Source organism: Plantactinospora endophytica, assembly GCF_016862915.1.
GTDB lineage: Bacteria > Actinomycetota > Actinomycetes > Mycobacteriales > Micromonosporaceae > Plantactinospora > Plantactinospora endophytica.
On the sequence record NZ_BONW01000005.1, the window covers coordinates 365,511 to 381,203 of the forward strand.

The following is a 15,693-nucleotide window of genomic DNA, read 5'->3' on the forward strand; positions in this document are numbered from 1 at the left end:
GCCGGTGATCTTCCCGGCCCGGTACGTCCGGCTTGTGGCCTTCGGGGCGGCGGTCGTCTTCCTGGCCGCCGCCCTGCTCCTCCGGGCCCTGGCCGACGGTGCCCTGGAACAGCACTCGGGCACGCTGCTCTACGGCTCGATGGTCCACGCCGGAGTGCTGTTCCTGTGGCCACGGACCGCGCCGGTCACGGCCGGTGCCGTCGCGGTCGGCTTCTGCTGGCTGGTCGAGATCGCACAACTGACCGGCGTACCCGCCGAACTCTCGGCCCGTAGCCTGCTGGCCCGGCTGGTCCTGGGCGTGCAGTTCGACCCGACGGACCTCGCCTGGTATCCGGTCGGCATCGTGCCGCTGGTCGCCCTGCACCGGCTGCTCTGCGCCCGGGCACAGGCCCGCAGCCGGGCGACCGGCGCCCCGCCGCACCCGGCCTGACCGCCGGCCGTCCTGGCACCGGACCCGGAATCGAACGCCTCGCCGGCTGTCCCGGCCGGACCCGGGTCGAATACCCCGCCGCTTTCCTGCCCGGACCCGGGTCGACTACCCCGCCGGCCTTCCTGCCCGGACCCGGGGGCGGGCGCCTCGCCGGCTGTCCCGGCCGGACCTGGGTCGAGCGCCCTGCCGGCCGATCGCGTCGCACTAAGGGGACGGTGTTCCGTCGCACTTAGTGGATCGGCGGTTGACACCGCGTCGATGCTCGATCAAGATCTACTTTGTGCGAAGCGCCTTTCTGACCAAGCGGGGTCACATCGACCTCCTGCGCGTCGCCAGCGCCGCCTGTCGACCGTCCCTCTGACGCCGGGCTCCAGTTCCGTTCCGCCCTGCCGGCGACGTTTCCCGACCCGTGGGTCTCCGGCCCTGCGGTGGCGTACGCCCGCGCGGCAATTCCTCCTCTCCCGACAGGAGTACCCTTCTTCATGCTCAGACGTCCCTATCCCCGGCTCGCCGCCGTGGCGGTCGCCGCCGCGCTGCTCGGCACGGCGGTCTGGACCGGACCGGCGGTGGCGTCCGCGCTGCCGGCCGTACCGCCGCGCGCCGTCGACCTGCACGACATCTCGGGCTACCCCCGGCAGAACGTGCTGCCGGTCTGGCCGGACAACCCGAACGACGCCTCGATCCCGATCGGCGTCACGCCGTACGACGAGATCGCGCCGAAGCTGAACGCGTTGCAGAAGGCCAGCGACCGGGTCTCCGCCCGGGTGGCCGGGAAGTCCTCCGGCGGTCACGACCTCTACGCGGTGACGGTCACCGCACCGGAGAGCCGCGCCGAGGCGCGGCAGCAGGAGGAGTGGAAGCGCCTGATCGAGGAGGAGCCGGTCAAGGCCCGCACCGACCGCCGCCTGCTCCGCGACTACAAGACCCCGCTCTTCGTGAACGCCAACATCCACGGCAACGAGTGGGAGGGCACCGACGCCGCGCTGCGGGTCATCGAGGAGTACGCCACCAGCACCGACCCGGCGATCGCCACCCTGCTGAAGCGCAACCGGCTGGTCTTCAACATCACCTCGAACCCCGATGGCCGGATCGCCGGCACCCGGCAGAACGCCAACGGCTACGACCTCAACCGCGACCTGACGATCGTGTCGCAGCCGGAGACCAACCTGATCCGCGAACTGATCGTGGACAGCAAGCCGATCATCACGCTCGACCTGCACGGGTACGTCAACCCGACGCTGCTGCACCCCAGCACCCCACCGCACAACGTCAACAACGAGTACGACCTCTACATCAAGCACGGTCTGCCGAACGCGCTGGCGATCGAGGAGGGGCTGCGCGCCCTCGGCTACCCGGAGACCCAACGCGCCCGGATCCCGTTCCGGGACGACGAGCCGGGCGTCTGGGACGACTTCCCGCCGATCTACGTACCGTCGTTCGCGATGTTGCAGAGCAGCATCCCGTACACCATCGAGGCGCCGCTGAACCCGCGCGGCAACCTCACCCCCGAGGAGAAGGTCCGCCGCTCCGGCATCAACACCGACGTGCACGAGGTGGCGATCAAGACCTCGCTGACGTACATCCAGGAACACCGTGACCAGGTGATCCACGACCAGGCCGAGGTCTACCGCCGGGGCTGGGCCGGTGAGCCGCTGCGCCAGCTCCCGGACGGGTACGTGCCGGGCTGGGGTCCGGAGGACGACTACCGCACCACCTTCCCCCGGGCGTACGTCATCCCGACCGGCCCCGGCCAGCACTCCGAGCCCGCCGCCGCCCGCCTGGTCGACCTGCTGATCGGCAGCGGCGGTCGGGTCTGGCAGGCGAAGAAGGACTTCCGGGCGAACGGCAGGTCCTACCGGGCCGGCTCGTACGTGGTCGACCTGCACCAGCCCAAGCGTGGCCTGGTCAACTCGCTGCTCGAACCCGGCATCGACCTCACCGGGCGGGTGGACGACCTCTACGCCGGCCCGGCCGCCTGGAGCCAGGGGCTGACCTGGGGCGCCACCGTCGACACGCTGTGGGACCGGCTCCCCGACGTACGCCTGGAGCGGACCTACGACGGCCGGGCCGAGGGCGACCTGCCGGCCGGCAACGGCGACCTGCGACTGGACATCCAGGACGGTGCCGACCTGCTCGCGGTCAACTCGCTGCTGGACAAGGGCGTCAAGGTCTACCGGCTGACCGACGGTTCGGTCGTGCTGCCCGGCACTCCGGGCAACCGCCGGCTGGCCCGGGACGAGGCGCGGGAACACGCGGTCACCTTCACCCGCGCTCCGGCCCGCTGGCAGGGCACCCTGCTCGACGAAGTGGTCGTCGGCTACCTCGGTACCGTCGAGGAGCGGGACACCCTGCGGGAGATCGGCTTCGAGGCCCGTACGCTCACCGCGACGACCCTGGCCAGCACGCTGACCGCCGACGTCGACGTGGTGCTGGTGGCGAGCAACGTCAACCTGACGACCCTGACTGCGGAGAACCGTGCCGCGCTGGACGCGTTCCTCGCCCGGGGCGGCGGAGTGGTCGGGCTCGGCACCGCCGGGGCGGGCTTCGGCAACGCCACCGGACTGTTGACTGTCACCGCGACCGCCGGGGCGAGCCTGGCCAGCGGGGTCGCCAACATCGTCAACCGGGGCGGCCCGGTGACCGCCGGCGCCACCCCGTACGCGTTCATCAACGAGCCGGTCTGGTTCACCAACCTCGGCGCCGGGATCACGGTGGAGCAGTCGTACGCCGCCGATCCGCTGCTCTCCGGTTGGTGGGCGGCGAACGCGGCCGGCACCACCGGCCAGGCGGCGGCAGCCGGCCAGGCCAGCGTCGTCCGGGCGGTCAGCCCGGCCGGCAACGGTGTGGTGCTGTTCGGCACCGACCCGACGTTCCGGCTGCACCCGAAGGGCCTGCACCCGCAGTTGGGTCGGGCACTGCTCTGGGCGGCGCGACGCTGACCCGAGCCGTGCTCGGATCGACGAACAGATCGACCGCGCCGGGGTAGGCCGACGGAGGGACTGACCGGGCCGGCTCGACGGGGTGACGGTGGGGCTCGGGTGCGTGACCGCACCCGGGCCCCGTCCGCGTCCTCGGGGCGGAACGCGCCGGACCCGGTCGGCACCGGCGGGTCTGCCCCGCAGCTTCGCAGACCCGCCGGCCCCGGCCGGAGCCGGCAACGCCGTCCCGCCGTCCGACGTCCCGACGTCCCGCCGTCCGACGTCTCGCCGTCCGACGTCGTACCCTCGGCAAGGGCGGTCGTAGCCTCGGCAAGGGCGGTGGACTCCTCCGGCAAGTGAAGCGGACCGGGGCGCCGCCGGGACGGAAGCCGCGCCGCCGTGGCACGAAATCGGGAAAGGACGGCCGGGGCGTGAGGTCGAGACTGCGTCGGCTGTACGCCCACGACCGGCAGTTCACCTGGACGGCGAAGATCACTCAGGTACGGACCGGGCAGGGCCTGCGTCGATGCATCCGGGTACGCGTCTGGGGTGCCGGCAAGAACAGCCGCGCCCTCCAGGTGGACCTGCTCTCCACGGCGCTCCGCTCGGCCTGGGGCGACCCTGCGGTGACCGACGGCGCATACCCCGAGCCGAAGCACGTCCGGGCGGTGCTCGACCACGCCCTCGCGCACGGCTGGCAGCCGGACGAGGTCGGCGGCACCTTCCTGCTGACCGGCGCCGGACACGCCGAGGCGCTGCCGCTGCTCGGGTTCGTCGTCACCGACCTGCTGCTGCTCGCCGAGCGGGACACCTCCGGCGGATAACCGACCCGGCACACCCACCCGAACGGGCCGTACCGAGCGTGGTGATGGTCAGGAGGTGCGTGTGGATCCAGAGGAGTCGTTCCGGGAGTACGTCTCGGGTCGAGTCGCGGTGCTGTCCCGCGCCGCGTACCTGCTGACCGGCGACCGGCACCTGGCCGAGGATCTGGTGCAGGTCACCCTGATCCGGGTTGCCCGGCGGTGGGAGCGGCTGGTCTCCCGGGGCGACCCGGACGCGTACGTCCGGCGGACCCTCTACACCCAGCACGTCTCGATGTGGCGGCGCCGGTGGCGGGGGATCGAGTTGTACGCCGAACCGCCCGAGGTGTCAGCTCCGGACAGTACCGACGGGCTGGCCAGGGCACTGGTGGTGCGGGCCGCGCTGCGCCGCCTCGCGCCGAGGCAGCGTGCCGTGCTGGTGCTGCGGTACTTCGAGGACCTGACCGAGGCGGAGGCCGCCGACGCGCTCGGCTGCTCGATATCGACGGTCAAGAGCCAGACCCGGGACGCGCTGGCCCGGCTGCGGACGTTGGCTCCCGAACTGGCCGACCTGATCGGCTCCGGCGGCGACGACGGGCCGGGGCCGGCCGCCCGGGTGTCCGGTGCCCGGGACACCGCTGCCGGAACCCGCCCGACGCCGGCCGTGAACCTGTCGGCCGTGGACAGGGCAGCCGCGGACATGGCGGCCCCGAACCGGTCGGCTGTGGACACGTCGGGCGTGGAGTTGTCGACCGTGGAGTTGTCGACCGTGGAGTTGTCGATCGTGGACGTGGCGGCGGCGGACGGGTCGTCCCAGGACGGGGAGGCGAGAGGATGAGCGGTGGACTGCGGACGGTACTGACCGAACTCGCCGACCAGATGCCGCCGGCATCCCCCGGGAACGTGTGGCAGGCCGGGCGGCGGATGCGTCGGCGCGACCGGCTCCGGCTGGTCACCCGGCTGGCCGTGGCGCTGGTGGTGCTGGCCTGCCTGGTACCCCCGGTGCTGCACTACCGGCCGCTGGCCGAGCCGGCCGGCGGTGCGGCGGCGGTGCCGGGGCGGGTGTGGACCCCGTGGATGTGGCAGGGCACGGTGGCACAGGATCCGACCGGTCCGGCGGCGCTGCTGTTCAGTGGCGACGGGCTCGGCCTGCGCGGCACCGACCTCGTCGACCACGAGGGCAAGGTGGCGGTGGTCGGGCGGGACGGGTCGTACCGGATGCTGCTCTACGGCGGGGCGGAGACCGTCGCGGGGGAGGAGGTGCAGGTCTCCCCGGACGGCCGGTACGTAGTGCAGGGCCATCTCGCCGGGGCCGAGCAGGGCTGGCTGGTCCTCACCGACCTGGTCGACGGGCGCAGCCGTACGCTCGCCGGTCCGGACGGCCGGGCCTGCTGCGGCGTACCGGTGGCCTGGGCGCCCGACGGCGCGGCGGTGCTCGCGATGGACATGCCGGAGATGCCGGTCGGCTTCGACCCGATGACCGGGATGGGAATCCTGCCCACCCGGTTGGTGCTGCACGACCTGACCACCGGGCAGAGTCGGGTACTCGTCGACGAACTGGGCGACCACGAGAAGTTGCGTACCGCGTCACTGGCCGCCTTCTCGCCGGACGGCCGCTGGATCGCGGTCAGCCAGGGCAGCCGGGTGAGTCTGCTCGGCCGGACCGGCGGGGTGGCCTGGACCCGGGACCTGGGCCCCGGACGCCATCTGGCCGGGCCGGGTGCGTTCACTCCGGACGGCCGGCAGATCGCCACGCTGACCCTGCACGGCTGCCGGGACGAGTGCGACACCGCCGCCCTGGCCGCCCGGAGCTGGCAGTTCGGCTATCTCGACGCCGCCACCGGCACGGACGGCACCGGACCGGGATTCGGGCCGGTCACCGCGATGGCGGTCCGGGTGCTCGGCTGGCGGCTCGGCACCGACCCGGTCGCGTTGACCTACCGGCCGGAGGACGGCGTTCGGAAGAGCCCGGAGCAGAGCTTCGACGACACCGGATGGTGGGAGGTCGGCGACGCCACCCTGGTCGCCCTGCGTCCCGGCGGCGGGGCGGAGGTGCTGGTCGACTCGCCGGGCGAGGTGCTGGCCATGGACGTACCGCGTGACCTGCTCGAATCCGGTCGGTTCGGTGGCCCGGCCCGGCCACCGGCACCGTTCCCGGCCCGGCCGCTCGTCCTCGTCGCGGTGGTCCCGCTCGGCCTGCTGCTGATCGCCGTCGGCGTCCCGGTGGCCGTCGCGGTCGTACGTCGACGGCGGCACCGGATCGACGACCTTCGGCACATGTGATCGGCGACGACCGATTCGTTCCGGGGCCGTGCATGGCGCGGATCACAGTTGCCGTCGAACCGCTTCGCGGGCTTGCCGTCGCGTGCGAGCATCGACGGGAGTTCACGTGGCCGCAGGGGGGCGACCACGGCCGGGGACCGGGCAGTGGGGGGCGTCTCCTTGGACGAGGAACGGCGTGACCAGTTCGGAGTTCTGCTTCGGACACTTCGTCGGCGTGGCAGCCTGACCCAGGAGGAGTTGGCGGAGCGCTCCGGCTCCAGTGTCCGGAGCATCCGGGAGCTGGAGCGGGGCCGGGTCCGGTCGCCGCAGCGCAGGACCGCCGCACTGCTCGCCGACGCGCTCGGCCTCGACGGGGCGGACCGCGCCGAGTTCCTCGCCACGGCGCGAACCGTACGCCTCCCGCCGGTCCGGCCCGCCGCAGCCGAGCCGTCCGACGAGGCGACACCGCCGGCCAATGCGCAGCCGCCGCGCGGGGTGGTACCGGGTGAGCTGCCCGGCGCGGTGCGGGACCTGGCCGGCCGGTCCGGCGAACTGGCGCGGCTACGCCGGCTGGCCGACGAGGTCGCCGCAGGTCACGGCGACACCGCCGCGCTGGTGGTCCTGCACGGGCCACCAGGGACCGGCAAGACCAGCCTCACCGTGCTGGCCGGGCACCGGCTCAGCGGCAGCTTCCCCGATGGCCAGCTCTTCGTCGACCTGAGCGGTGCCCCGGCCAACGCCGATCCGATCTCGGGTGACTGGAACCGGGTGCCGGTCGATCCCGGTCCGATCTCGGCAGGTGACTCCGACCGGGTGCCGGCCGACCCCGGTCCGATCCCGGACGACTGCAACCGGGCTGCGGTCGAGCCCGGTCCGACCCCGGACGAATCCGACCGGCTGGCGGTCGGTGCTGGTCCGGCCGCTGGGGACCCCGACCGGGCAGTGGTCGGCTCCGAGCCGGCACCGCTCGACACGCGGGCCGCGCCGGTGGCGGTTTCCGGTGGGGTACCGGCGTCCGGGCGGGTGGAGCCGGCCGAGGCGCTCGCCGGACTGCTGCGCTCACTCGGCCTGCCGGATGCCCGGGTACCGGTGTCGGCGGCCGAGCGGGCTGGCCTGTTCCGCACCCTCACCCGGGACCGCCGCCTGCTGCTGGTGCTGGACAACGCCGCCGACGAGGCACAGGTACGTGCCCTGCTGCCGGCCGGGCGGCACTGCCTGGTCCTGGTCACCAGCCGGCGACCGCTGGCCGGGCTGGCCGGCGCCGTGCGGCTGCCGGTCGGGCTGCTGGACCCGGAGCCGGGGCGGGAACTGCTGGCCTCGATCGTCGGCGCCGAGCGGGTGGCCGCCGAGCCGGCCGCCGCCGAGCAACTCGTCCGGCTCTGCGGGCGGCTGCCGCTGGCGCTGCGGATCGCCGGCAACCGGCTGGCCAGCCGGCCACAGTGGAGTCTCGCCCGGCTGGTCGGCCAGTTGCGTGACCAGCGGCGCCGGCTGACCGTACTCACCGCCGGTGATCTCGGCGTCCGGGCCGCGTTCGAGGTCTCGTACCGGCAGCTCGACGCGGCGACGGCGACGGCGTTCCGGCGGGCGTCGCTGATTCCCGGCGCCGACTTCGACGCCTGCCTGGTGGCGGCCGCCGCCGGCTGCGACGAGGAGAGCGCCGCCCAGGCGGCCGAGGACCTGGTCGACGCCGGTCTGCTGCTCGCGCCCGGTGACCGCTACCGGTTCCATGATCTGGTACGTCTTTACGCGTACGAACGCCTGGTCGCGGACGAGCCGCCGGAGCAGCGGGCCGGGGCGCACGACCGGATGGTCGGCTGGCTGCTGCACCGGACCGAGCAGGCCGGCGAGATGTTCTCCCCGGGTGCCCGCCGGGCCGGGAACCCGTTCGACGACCACCGGGAGGCGGGCGCCTGGCTGGACCGGGAATCCGGAAACTGGCCGGCGGCGCTGCGGGACGCGGCCCGGCAGGGCTGGCACGCGGACGTCGTACGGGTCGCCCGCGCGATGCACTGGTATTCCGACGCGGCCAGCCACCGGCACTCCTGGGACGAGGTCTTCTCGCTCGGCGTGACCGCCGCCCGAGCGCTGGACAGCCCTCGGGACGAGGCGGTGCTGCTCAACTTCCTCGGCTGGGCGCGGTACTACTGCCGGGAGCGGAACTCCGACGGGCTGGAAGCGCTGGAGCAGGCGCTGGCGCTGGCCCGGCGCATCGGTGACCGTCGTGAGGAGGCGTGGGCGTTGACGTACTCGGCCTCGATCCTCATCCGGTCGGGCAACGCCGGGTACGCCGTCGACTCCGCCCGCCAGGCGGTCGCACTGTTCCGGCAGATCGGCTTCGGACTCGGCGAAGCCTGTGCCGCCAACGTGCAGGGATCGGCCCTGGCCGCGCTCGGCCGGTACGCCGAGGCCGCCGAACTGCACCGCGAAGGTCTCGGGTTCTACCGGCGGGAGAGCGGGCTGAGCAGCACGGGTGCGCTGATCGCCGAGGCCGCCACGACGATGGCGCTGGGTGCGGATCTGGCCGGTGCGGGGAACTGGTCGGCGGCCTGCGTCGAGTACGCCCGGGCGCGGGCACTGTGGCAGCGTTGCGCGGGGACGTTCGGCGAGGCCGGTGCGGCCTACCAGCACGGCATGGCGCTGCGTGAACTCGGCGACACCGGGGCGGCCTCCGAACAGTTGCGGCAGGCGCTGGCGCTGTTCGCCGACGTGCCCAGCCCGTGGGGGGAGGCGCGTACCCTGCACGCCCTCGCGGCGCTGGCCGGCAGGGACCCGGCCGGTACGGCGGACGCCCGGCTGCTGCGCCGACGTGCGCTCGACCGCTGCGGTGAGCTGGATGCCCCGGAGGCCCGCAGCCTGCGCGCCACCCTGCTACGCGAACTCGCCGAGTAGACCCGGGCCGGCGCCGCACCGGCCCGCGTCGCGGCGGCTCATCGACAGCGTCAGGGCACTGCCGGCGATCATCGGCAGTGCCAGGGCACGGCCGGCGGCTCATCGACAGTGCCAGAGCACCGCCTGCGGCTTATCGACAGTGCCAGAGCACGGCCGGCGGCTCACCGGCAGCGCCAGAGCACCGCCTGCGGCTCACCGGCGGCGTCCTCGCTCTGCCCGGCGGCGATCCGGCCGTCGTCGCTCAGTGTCCACACCGTGTTGCCCCCCGCCGCCTTACGTTCGTGCAGTTCGGGCAGGAGCAGTTGGCCCGCGTCGGTGGCGAGCGCGTTCCGGTCGCCCGCGAAGCCGCCCAGCCAGCCCTGGGCGTTGCCGACCTGCGGCCAGAACGCCCGGCCGGGCACCTCGACGAACCTGCCGGTCGGCAGGTGCAGCCGGACGGCGGCATGGACCTCCTTATGGCCGGCGGACGGGTCGGAGCCCGTCTCGGCGCGGGTGGCGACGCCGGCCACCCAGCCGTTGCGAATCGACTGCGGCCGGAACGACTCGGCGGGCTGGCCGGCCACCTGCGGGGTCGGCAGCTTCTGCGCCGTACCGTCCGGCCGCCACAGGTAGCCGTACTCGTGCTGGCCCGAGCGGTCGATCAGTACGCCGAGCACGGTGCCGTCCTCGTCGATGTCCACCGCCTCGCCCCGCGACCCGTCGTCGGGCAGCGGCAGGTCGGCCGGGGGCCCAGCGGCGTCGGACCAGATCACCGGCTGGTCGCGCCCGCTGTCCCGGTAGCCGACGATCTGCCCCGCCTGGTTGACCGCCAGCGCCTGGCCGACCGGTACGCCCGGCAGGCTGCTCACCTTCCCGTCCCGGTAGAGGTAGGGCCGGGGGCCGTCGTCTACGTAGCTGAAGCCGACGGCGAGGCCGGTGGAATTGACGTCCCGCAGGGTCTGGTCGCCGCCGGGCAGGTCGACCCGGCGTGGCTTGCCGTCCTCCCAGACCAGCACCGGGTAACCGCCCTGGCTTCCGGTCGGGTAGGACCGGCCCAGGATCCACCGTCCACTCGGGTCGGCGCCGGTGACCAGACTCTTCGGGTGTCCGTCCGGAACGGGTAGCCGGCTTACCGTGCACCGGGTCGGCGGGGTGACGGTGCCGGTCGTTCCCGTCACTATCGGCACCGGCGTGCCCGCCGGATCCCCCGGAGGCGTCGCCGTGCCGGTCGCCGTCGGCGCGCCGGTCGGCGCCGGGCCGCCGGTGGCGACGACGCCGTCCACCGCCGGGCCGGGGCGGAGCACCGGCAACGTCAGCGGTACGGCGGCCACCGCCGCGACCGCCAGCAGCGCCGTACCACCCACCCGGGCGGTACGGCGGATCCGCCGTCGGCGCCGCGCCTCGCTGATCGCGCCCGCCAGGTCGATCCGGCCGGGGCCGTCCGGCTCGTCGTCGAGCATGCGGAGTACCGCGATGAGGTGCTCGTCGTCGTCGCCCAGCAACTCGTTCATCGTCCTTCCCCCGCTCTCGCGTACTGCCGGTCGCCCAACAACCGCCGTAGCGCCTTCAGCCCGTGGGAGGTCTGGCTCTTCACCGTGCCGGTCGAGCAGCCGAGGATCTCGGCGACCTCGTCCACCGGCAGGTCGTGCAGGTAGCGCAGCACCAGGACGGCGCGCTGCCGGGCCGGTACCCCGGCCAGGGCCCTGCGCAGCTCCAGCCGGTCCTCGGCACCGTGGTCCTCGGTCTGCCGAGGGTCCGGCGCGGTGCCGGTGAGCAGTACCCGCCACCAGCCCTTGCGCTGGCCGTCCAGGAACGTCCGCACCACGATCGACCGTACGTAGGCGTCGAGGTGGGTCGCGCGGGCCGCCTTCGACCAGTGCAGGAAGAGCTTGGTGGCCGCCTCCTGCACCAGGTCGTCGGCCTGGTGGTCGTCGCCGCAGAGCGAGTACGCCAGCCGGCGCAGGCTCGGCAGCCGCGCCGTGACGTACTCCAGGTATTCCGCTTCCGACTCGTCCCGCATCCGCCGAACCTCCGTTGGGATCCCACCTACAGACGTGATCCCGCCCGGATCGGTTGTACGACGGACGGCGCCGGATCGGCGCGGTGCCGCCGGGGCCCTGCCGCTCGTGACGGCCAGGCCCCGGCGGGCGGGTGAGGTCGGGATCGACTCGTGGTCGTCGGCCTCGTCGGAAGAATCGGAGTACGGTCGCGTCGTCGGCATCGGCGGAAGAATCGGGATACGGGCCGTGTCGTCAGCCTCGGCGGAAGTATCGGAGGGCGGGTGTTCAGCTACAGGGCGCGCCGTTGAGGGTGAACGGCACCGGGGTGACCGGCGAACCGCTGGCGGTGAAGCCCAGGTTGACCGAGCCGCCGGCCGGGATGGTGGCGTTGTGCGCCTCGTTGGTCACCAGCACCGCCGGGCCGCTCTGCTGGAACTGCCCGTGCCAGCGGCCCTGTACCACCTGGTTGCCCGGGAACGACCAGCGCAGGCTCCAGCCGCTGATCGCCGGCCCGCTGTTGTGTACCGTCACGCTGGCCGCGAACCCGCCGCTCCACGAGTCGGTGACGGCGTACGAGATCCGGCAGGTGCTGCTGGCGGTGCCGGTCACCGGCACGAGGTCGCCGAAGTCGTCCCGGTAGGTGGCGAAGTCCTGGAAGCCGAGGCCCGGGCCGCCGGACCGGGTGAGCGTGCCGGCGGCCAGCACGGTGCCGTCGGGGTTGACCGCGTAGACCGGGCCGCCGCTGTCGCCGCCGCGGGCCGCCTCCTCGCCGGCGAGCTGGGTCGCCTCGACCAGGTCCTCCCGGTCGTCGTAGTGGAACTCGACCCGGAAGTTGCAGATCGGCCGGGAGAGTTCCCAGGCGCTGGTCGCGCCGGACTGGCAGAGCAGTTGGCCGGGGAAGACCTGGGTCCAGCCGACGACCCGGGCCCGGACCTCGTCGTTCGAGCCGCCGACGTAGATGTCACCGCCGGGTGTCGAGGTCGAGATCAGCATCGCGTCGTGGTCGGAGTTCTTCCACACCGCCGGTCCGACGGCGTTGCCGCTGCCGGTCGTCCACACCGCGCCGAGGTTGCCGCAGTGGCCGGCGGTGAGCAGGTAACCGGCGCCGGTACCGGCGTGCCGGGCACCGAAGGCCGAGCTGCACCCGATCCCGCCGTCCCAGATCCGGGCTCCGCCGGTCCACGGGGCGGTGTCGTCCTCCCGGGACCGGTCGACCATCGGGCGCCGCTGCACCACGGTGGTGCGTACGCCGGTGGCCGGCAGCTTCGGGAGCCGGGCGGCTGACGGCGTACCCGCAACGGCGAGCTCCAGGCCGGCGCCGTCGGTGCGCAGCCGGACCGTCGGCTTGGCGGCCGAGGCCCGGACGGCCGGTGCCAGCGTCGCGGCGGCGGCCCGCAGTTCGGTCCGGGAGTACGTCGCGGCGGCCAGCTCGACCGGCGCGGTCTTCCGGGCCCGGGTGACCGCGGTGGCGACGTCGGCCGGCAGTTGCCCCTTCCACCAGAGGGTGACGTGGTCGTCCACCAGACCGATCCCGGCGTATCCGGTGGCGTTCCCGCGGTCGATCGCGGTCCGGACCACGCTGGCCGCGTCGACCAGCGGGCGTTGCGCGGTCATCCGGTCGGCGACGTCGGCCGGCAGCAGGTCGAGGAGCGAGGTGTCGGCACCGGCCCGGGCCGGTGGCGCCGGTGCGGGTTGCGCGGCGGCACCGGGAGCCGGGCCGGCGAGTACGGCGGTGCCGACGAGCCCGCCGGCCAGCAGGATGCGAGCGATGGCTTGCCACTGTCGCGTCATGCCGGGAAGTCAACCGGCGTCGGTCGGCCCCGAACAGGAAGAAAGCCCGGCAGGAGGTCTCCTGCCGGGCTTCCTGCCGGGCCTCGTCGACCGGCCGATCTGGTTCCGGTCCGATCGGGTTGGGTTCCGGTCAGACCGATGGGTCTGGTTCCGGTCCGACCGGTGAATCCGATCGCCGGATCTGGTGCCGGTCCGACCGGCCCCCGCCGGTCAGGCCGGTACGGTCCACTTCTGGTTGGCGGCGCCGGTGCAGGTCCAGAGCTGGGTCGGGGTGCCGTTGGCCGGGTTGTTGTCCAGCACGTCGAGGCACTTGTTCGCGCTGGCGCTGGTCAGGTCGCGGCCGGCGGTGGCGGTCCAGCGCTGGTTGGCAGCACCGGTGCAGCTCCAGAGCTGTGCCCGGGCGCCGTTCGCGGTCGAGTTGTCCCGGACGTCGAGGCACTTGCCGAGCGCCCGGACGGTGCCGTCGGTGCCCAGCGTCCACTGCTGGGCCGCGCTGCCGTTGCAGTCGTAGACCTGCACGGCGGTGCCGTCCGCGCTGTTCGCCCCGGCGACGTCCAGGCACTTGCCGCCGAGCCCGACGATCTGACCGGTCCGGCCGCCACCGCCACCGCCGCCGGACTGGGTGCCGGACCAGGTGAAGGTCGCGGTGGTCCGGGCCGGCAGGGTGTACGTGAACGACTGTCCACCCCAGACCACCCGGACCGACTGGCTACCGGTGCCGCCGTTGTGCGCGATCAGCGCCTTGGAGCCGTTCGGGTTGATCCAGGCGACGTTCTGCACGGTGCCGTTGGCGGTCGAGTCGATCCGGTACGCCCCCGGCTGGACGAACTTGGTCAGGTGCCCGGTGGTGTAGTACTCGATGGTGTTGTCGACCTGACCGGCGCGGGAGCCGCCCTCCTGCACCGTGACCAGGCCGGTGCAGACGTCACAGCCGCCGTTGTGCGGGCCCATGCTCTGGTTGAGCGCCAGGCTCCACTTGACGACGCTGCCGCTCCAGTTGCGGGTGTAGTTGACGATGTCGGCCAGGTCCTCGTTGTGCTGGTTGCCGATCCAGGTGCCGCCGGAGTGCTCGGTGCTGAACTGGCGTACCGAGGGGTACTGGCTGTGCACCTGGGAGCCGACGCTCGGGCTGCCGCCGTAGCCGTGCCAGGCGATTCCGGCGAAGAGCGGGTCGTTGCGCAGGGCGGCGTCGGAGACGATGCCGGAGCCGATCTGACCCCAGTCGCCGTAGTTCCAGTCGTGGATCATCACCTTGGTGGTGATGCCGGCGGCCCGGAACGCGGGCAGCAGGTGGTTCTTGGTGAACTCCAGCAGCCCGGAGGAGTTCCAGCTCATCCCCGGGTAGTTCATCGCGGGCGGGTTGGCCGCCTGACAGCAGTTCGGCTCGTTCTGCACGGAGACGTAGTTCACCGGGATCCCGGCCGCCTGGTACGACTGCACGTACTTCACGAAGTACTGGGCGTAGAGCGGGTAGTACTCCCACTTCAGCCAGCCCATCTGGTCCATCCGGCCGTTGTCCTTCATCCAGCCCGGCGCGCTCCACGGCACGCCCTTCACCCGCAGCGCCGGGTTCAACTGCTTGGCCTGCGCGGTGAGCAGCCGCACGTTGGTGTCGTAGCCGTTGGCGCCGAAGTCGTTCAGGTCGCAGCAGGTGTCGTCCAGCGACACGTTGCCGGGCCGGGACAGGTCGGAGGCGCCGATCGGGTTCCGGACGAAGGAGAGTCCGATGCCGTCGGTGGGGTGGAACAGCCGGCGCATCACCGCGTCCCGGGTCGCCGCGCTGATCGGGCCGCCCCGGAACAGGTACGCGGTGGTGTCGGTGATGGAGGCGCCGCCGCCCTCGAACTGCTGGTAGCGGGTGTTCTCGTTGACGGTGATGGTGTGTGTCGCGCCGGGGCTGCTGGCGGCGAACGCGGTGGCCGCCTGCTGTTGCAGGCCACGGGTCACCACCCGGCCGCCGGAGTCGGAGGTGGTGGTGAGCCAGACGTTGACCGGCTCGTTGGCCGCGTACGCCGGTGGTGGTCCGGCGACCGCGCCGACGGCGGCGACGCAGAGTGCGAGCAGCCCGGCCGGAACCAGCCGGCGGCGGTACGGTGTGCGGCGGCTGGTGGCCGCCGTACCTGCGGAGGACATGCGGGGGTCTCCCTCCGTGGACGGAATCCAGGGGTCAGCGGCCGGCCGGCATTAATAGGTAACACTCTTTAATAAAGGGTGTCAATGCGAGCCATGCCGACCGGATCGGATTCCGGCGGAGGACGGCACGGTGCGGATCGGCGACGAGATCGGGATCAGCCGCACGGTGCGGATCTGTGGCGAGATGCCGATCAGCGGCGAGGTGCGGATCGGCGGCGAGGTGCGGGACTACCGGACTGTCAGCGCGGGGCGGCGTGCGTGCCGTGCTCGACGCAGACCGCCGACCAGCCCGACGGCAGCACCTGCACCTTCATCCGGCGCCGGCACTGCGGGCAGTAGCGGGGCGGCTCCAGCGCGCGGGCGGCCCGGCAGGCGTCGTGGTCACCGGTGGCGGCGGCCTCGCCGCATCGGTCACACCAGTTGGCCGTCTCCGTCGTCATCGTCACGCCGTCTCCGTCGCCATCATCACAGCGTCTCGGTGGCCATCAGCA

12 protein-coding genes are annotated in these 15,693 nt (G+C 73.2%); 7 read left to right on the plus strand and 5 right to left on the minus strand.

Translation table 11 applies throughout. The features are described from left to right. The first annotated feature begins 4 nt into the window (after positions 1–4). From Pen02_RS09045 to Pen02_RS09070, 7 genes are all read left to right on the plus strand, one after another. Positions 5–430 (plus strand): ribosomal maturation YjgA family protein, encoded by a 426-nt coding sequence (locus tag Pen02_RS09045; protein WP_203865449.1) that lies wholly within the window; start codon positions 5–7, stop codon positions 428–430. Positions 431–710: 280 nt separating this feature from the next. Next, the gene (locus Pen02_RS42955) at positions 711–791 is read left to right on the plus strand and encodes a putative leader peptide (protein ID WP_369938690.1); all 81 of its coding nucleotides are present in this window, start codon (positions 711–713) and stop codon (positions 789–791) included. 121 nt (positions 792–912) lie between these two features. Continuing rightward, positions 913–3,369 carry a M14 family zinc carboxypeptidase gene (locus Pen02_RS09050; RefSeq protein WP_203865450.1) on the plus strand — a complete coding sequence of 819 codons (2,457 nt, stop codon included), beginning with the start codon at positions 913–915 and terminating at the stop codon, positions 3,367–3,369. A gap of 410 nt (positions 3,370–3,779) precedes the next feature. Beyond that, a complete protein-coding gene (locus Pen02_RS09055) occupies positions 3,780–4,172 on the plus strand; it encodes an integrase (protein WP_203865451.1) in 393 nt (130 codons plus the stop codon). Between the two features lie 55 nt (positions 4,173–4,227). Continuing rightward, on the plus strand, positions 4,228–4,986 hold the full coding sequence (locus Pen02_RS42790) for a SigE family RNA polymerase sigma factor (RefSeq protein WP_307837703.1): 759 nt from the start codon (positions 4,228–4,230) through the stop codon (positions 4,984–4,986). Next, the gene (locus Pen02_RS09065; RefSeq protein ID WP_203865452.1) at positions 4,983–6,431 is read left to right on the plus strand and encodes a WD40 repeat domain-containing protein; all 1,449 of its coding nucleotides are present in this window, start codon (positions 4,983–4,985) and stop codon (positions 6,429–6,431) included. The genes Pen02_RS42790 and Pen02_RS09065 overlap by 4 nt, the downstream gene beginning before the upstream one ends. 144 nt (positions 6,432–6,575) lie before the next feature. Beyond that, positions 6,576–9,299 carry a helix-turn-helix domain-containing protein gene (locus Pen02_RS09070; protein WP_203865453.1) on the plus strand — a complete coding sequence of 908 codons (2,724 nt, stop codon included), beginning with the start codon at positions 6,576–6,578 and terminating at the stop codon, positions 9,297–9,299. A 161-nt stretch (positions 9,300–9,460) separates the two neighbouring features. On the opposite strand, the gene Pen02_RS09075 is transcribed toward Pen02_RS09070, so the two are convergent. The 5 genes from Pen02_RS09075 to bsaP all read right to left on the minus strand — a co-directional run bounded on the left by Pen02_RS09075 (position 9,461) and on the right by bsaP (position 15,642). Next, on the minus strand, positions 9,461–10,789 hold the full coding sequence (locus Pen02_RS09075) for a hypothetical protein (RefSeq protein WP_203865454.1): 1,329 nt from the start codon (positions 10,787–10,789) through the stop codon (positions 9,461–9,463). Continuing rightward, the gene (locus Pen02_RS09080; protein ID WP_203865455.1) at positions 10,786–11,298 is read right to left on the minus strand and encodes a SigE family RNA polymerase sigma factor; all 513 of its coding nucleotides are present in this window, start codon (positions 11,296–11,298) and stop codon (positions 10,786–10,788) included. The genes Pen02_RS09075 and Pen02_RS09080 overlap by 4 nt, the downstream gene beginning before the upstream one ends. Before the next feature lie 265 nt (positions 11,299–11,563). Next, the gene (locus Pen02_RS09085; RefSeq protein WP_203865456.1) at positions 11,564–13,069 is read right to left on the minus strand and encodes a cellulose binding domain-containing protein; all 1,506 of its coding nucleotides are present in this window, start codon (positions 13,067–13,069) and stop codon (positions 11,564–11,566) included. 210 nt (positions 13,070–13,279) lie between these two features. Then, on the minus strand, positions 13,280–15,202 hold the full coding sequence (locus Pen02_RS09090; protein WP_203865457.1) for a lectin: 1,923 nt from the start codon (positions 15,200–15,202) through the stop codon (positions 13,280–13,282). A gap of 239 nt (positions 15,203–15,441) precedes the next feature. Beyond that, positions 15,442–15,642: a biotin synthase auxiliary protein BsaP gene (bsaP, locus tag Pen02_RS09095; RefSeq protein WP_203865523.1), complete on the minus strand. Its 201-nt coding sequence runs from the start codon at positions 15,640–15,642 to the stop codon at positions 15,442–15,444. Positions 15,643–15,693 lie beyond the last annotated feature (51 nt).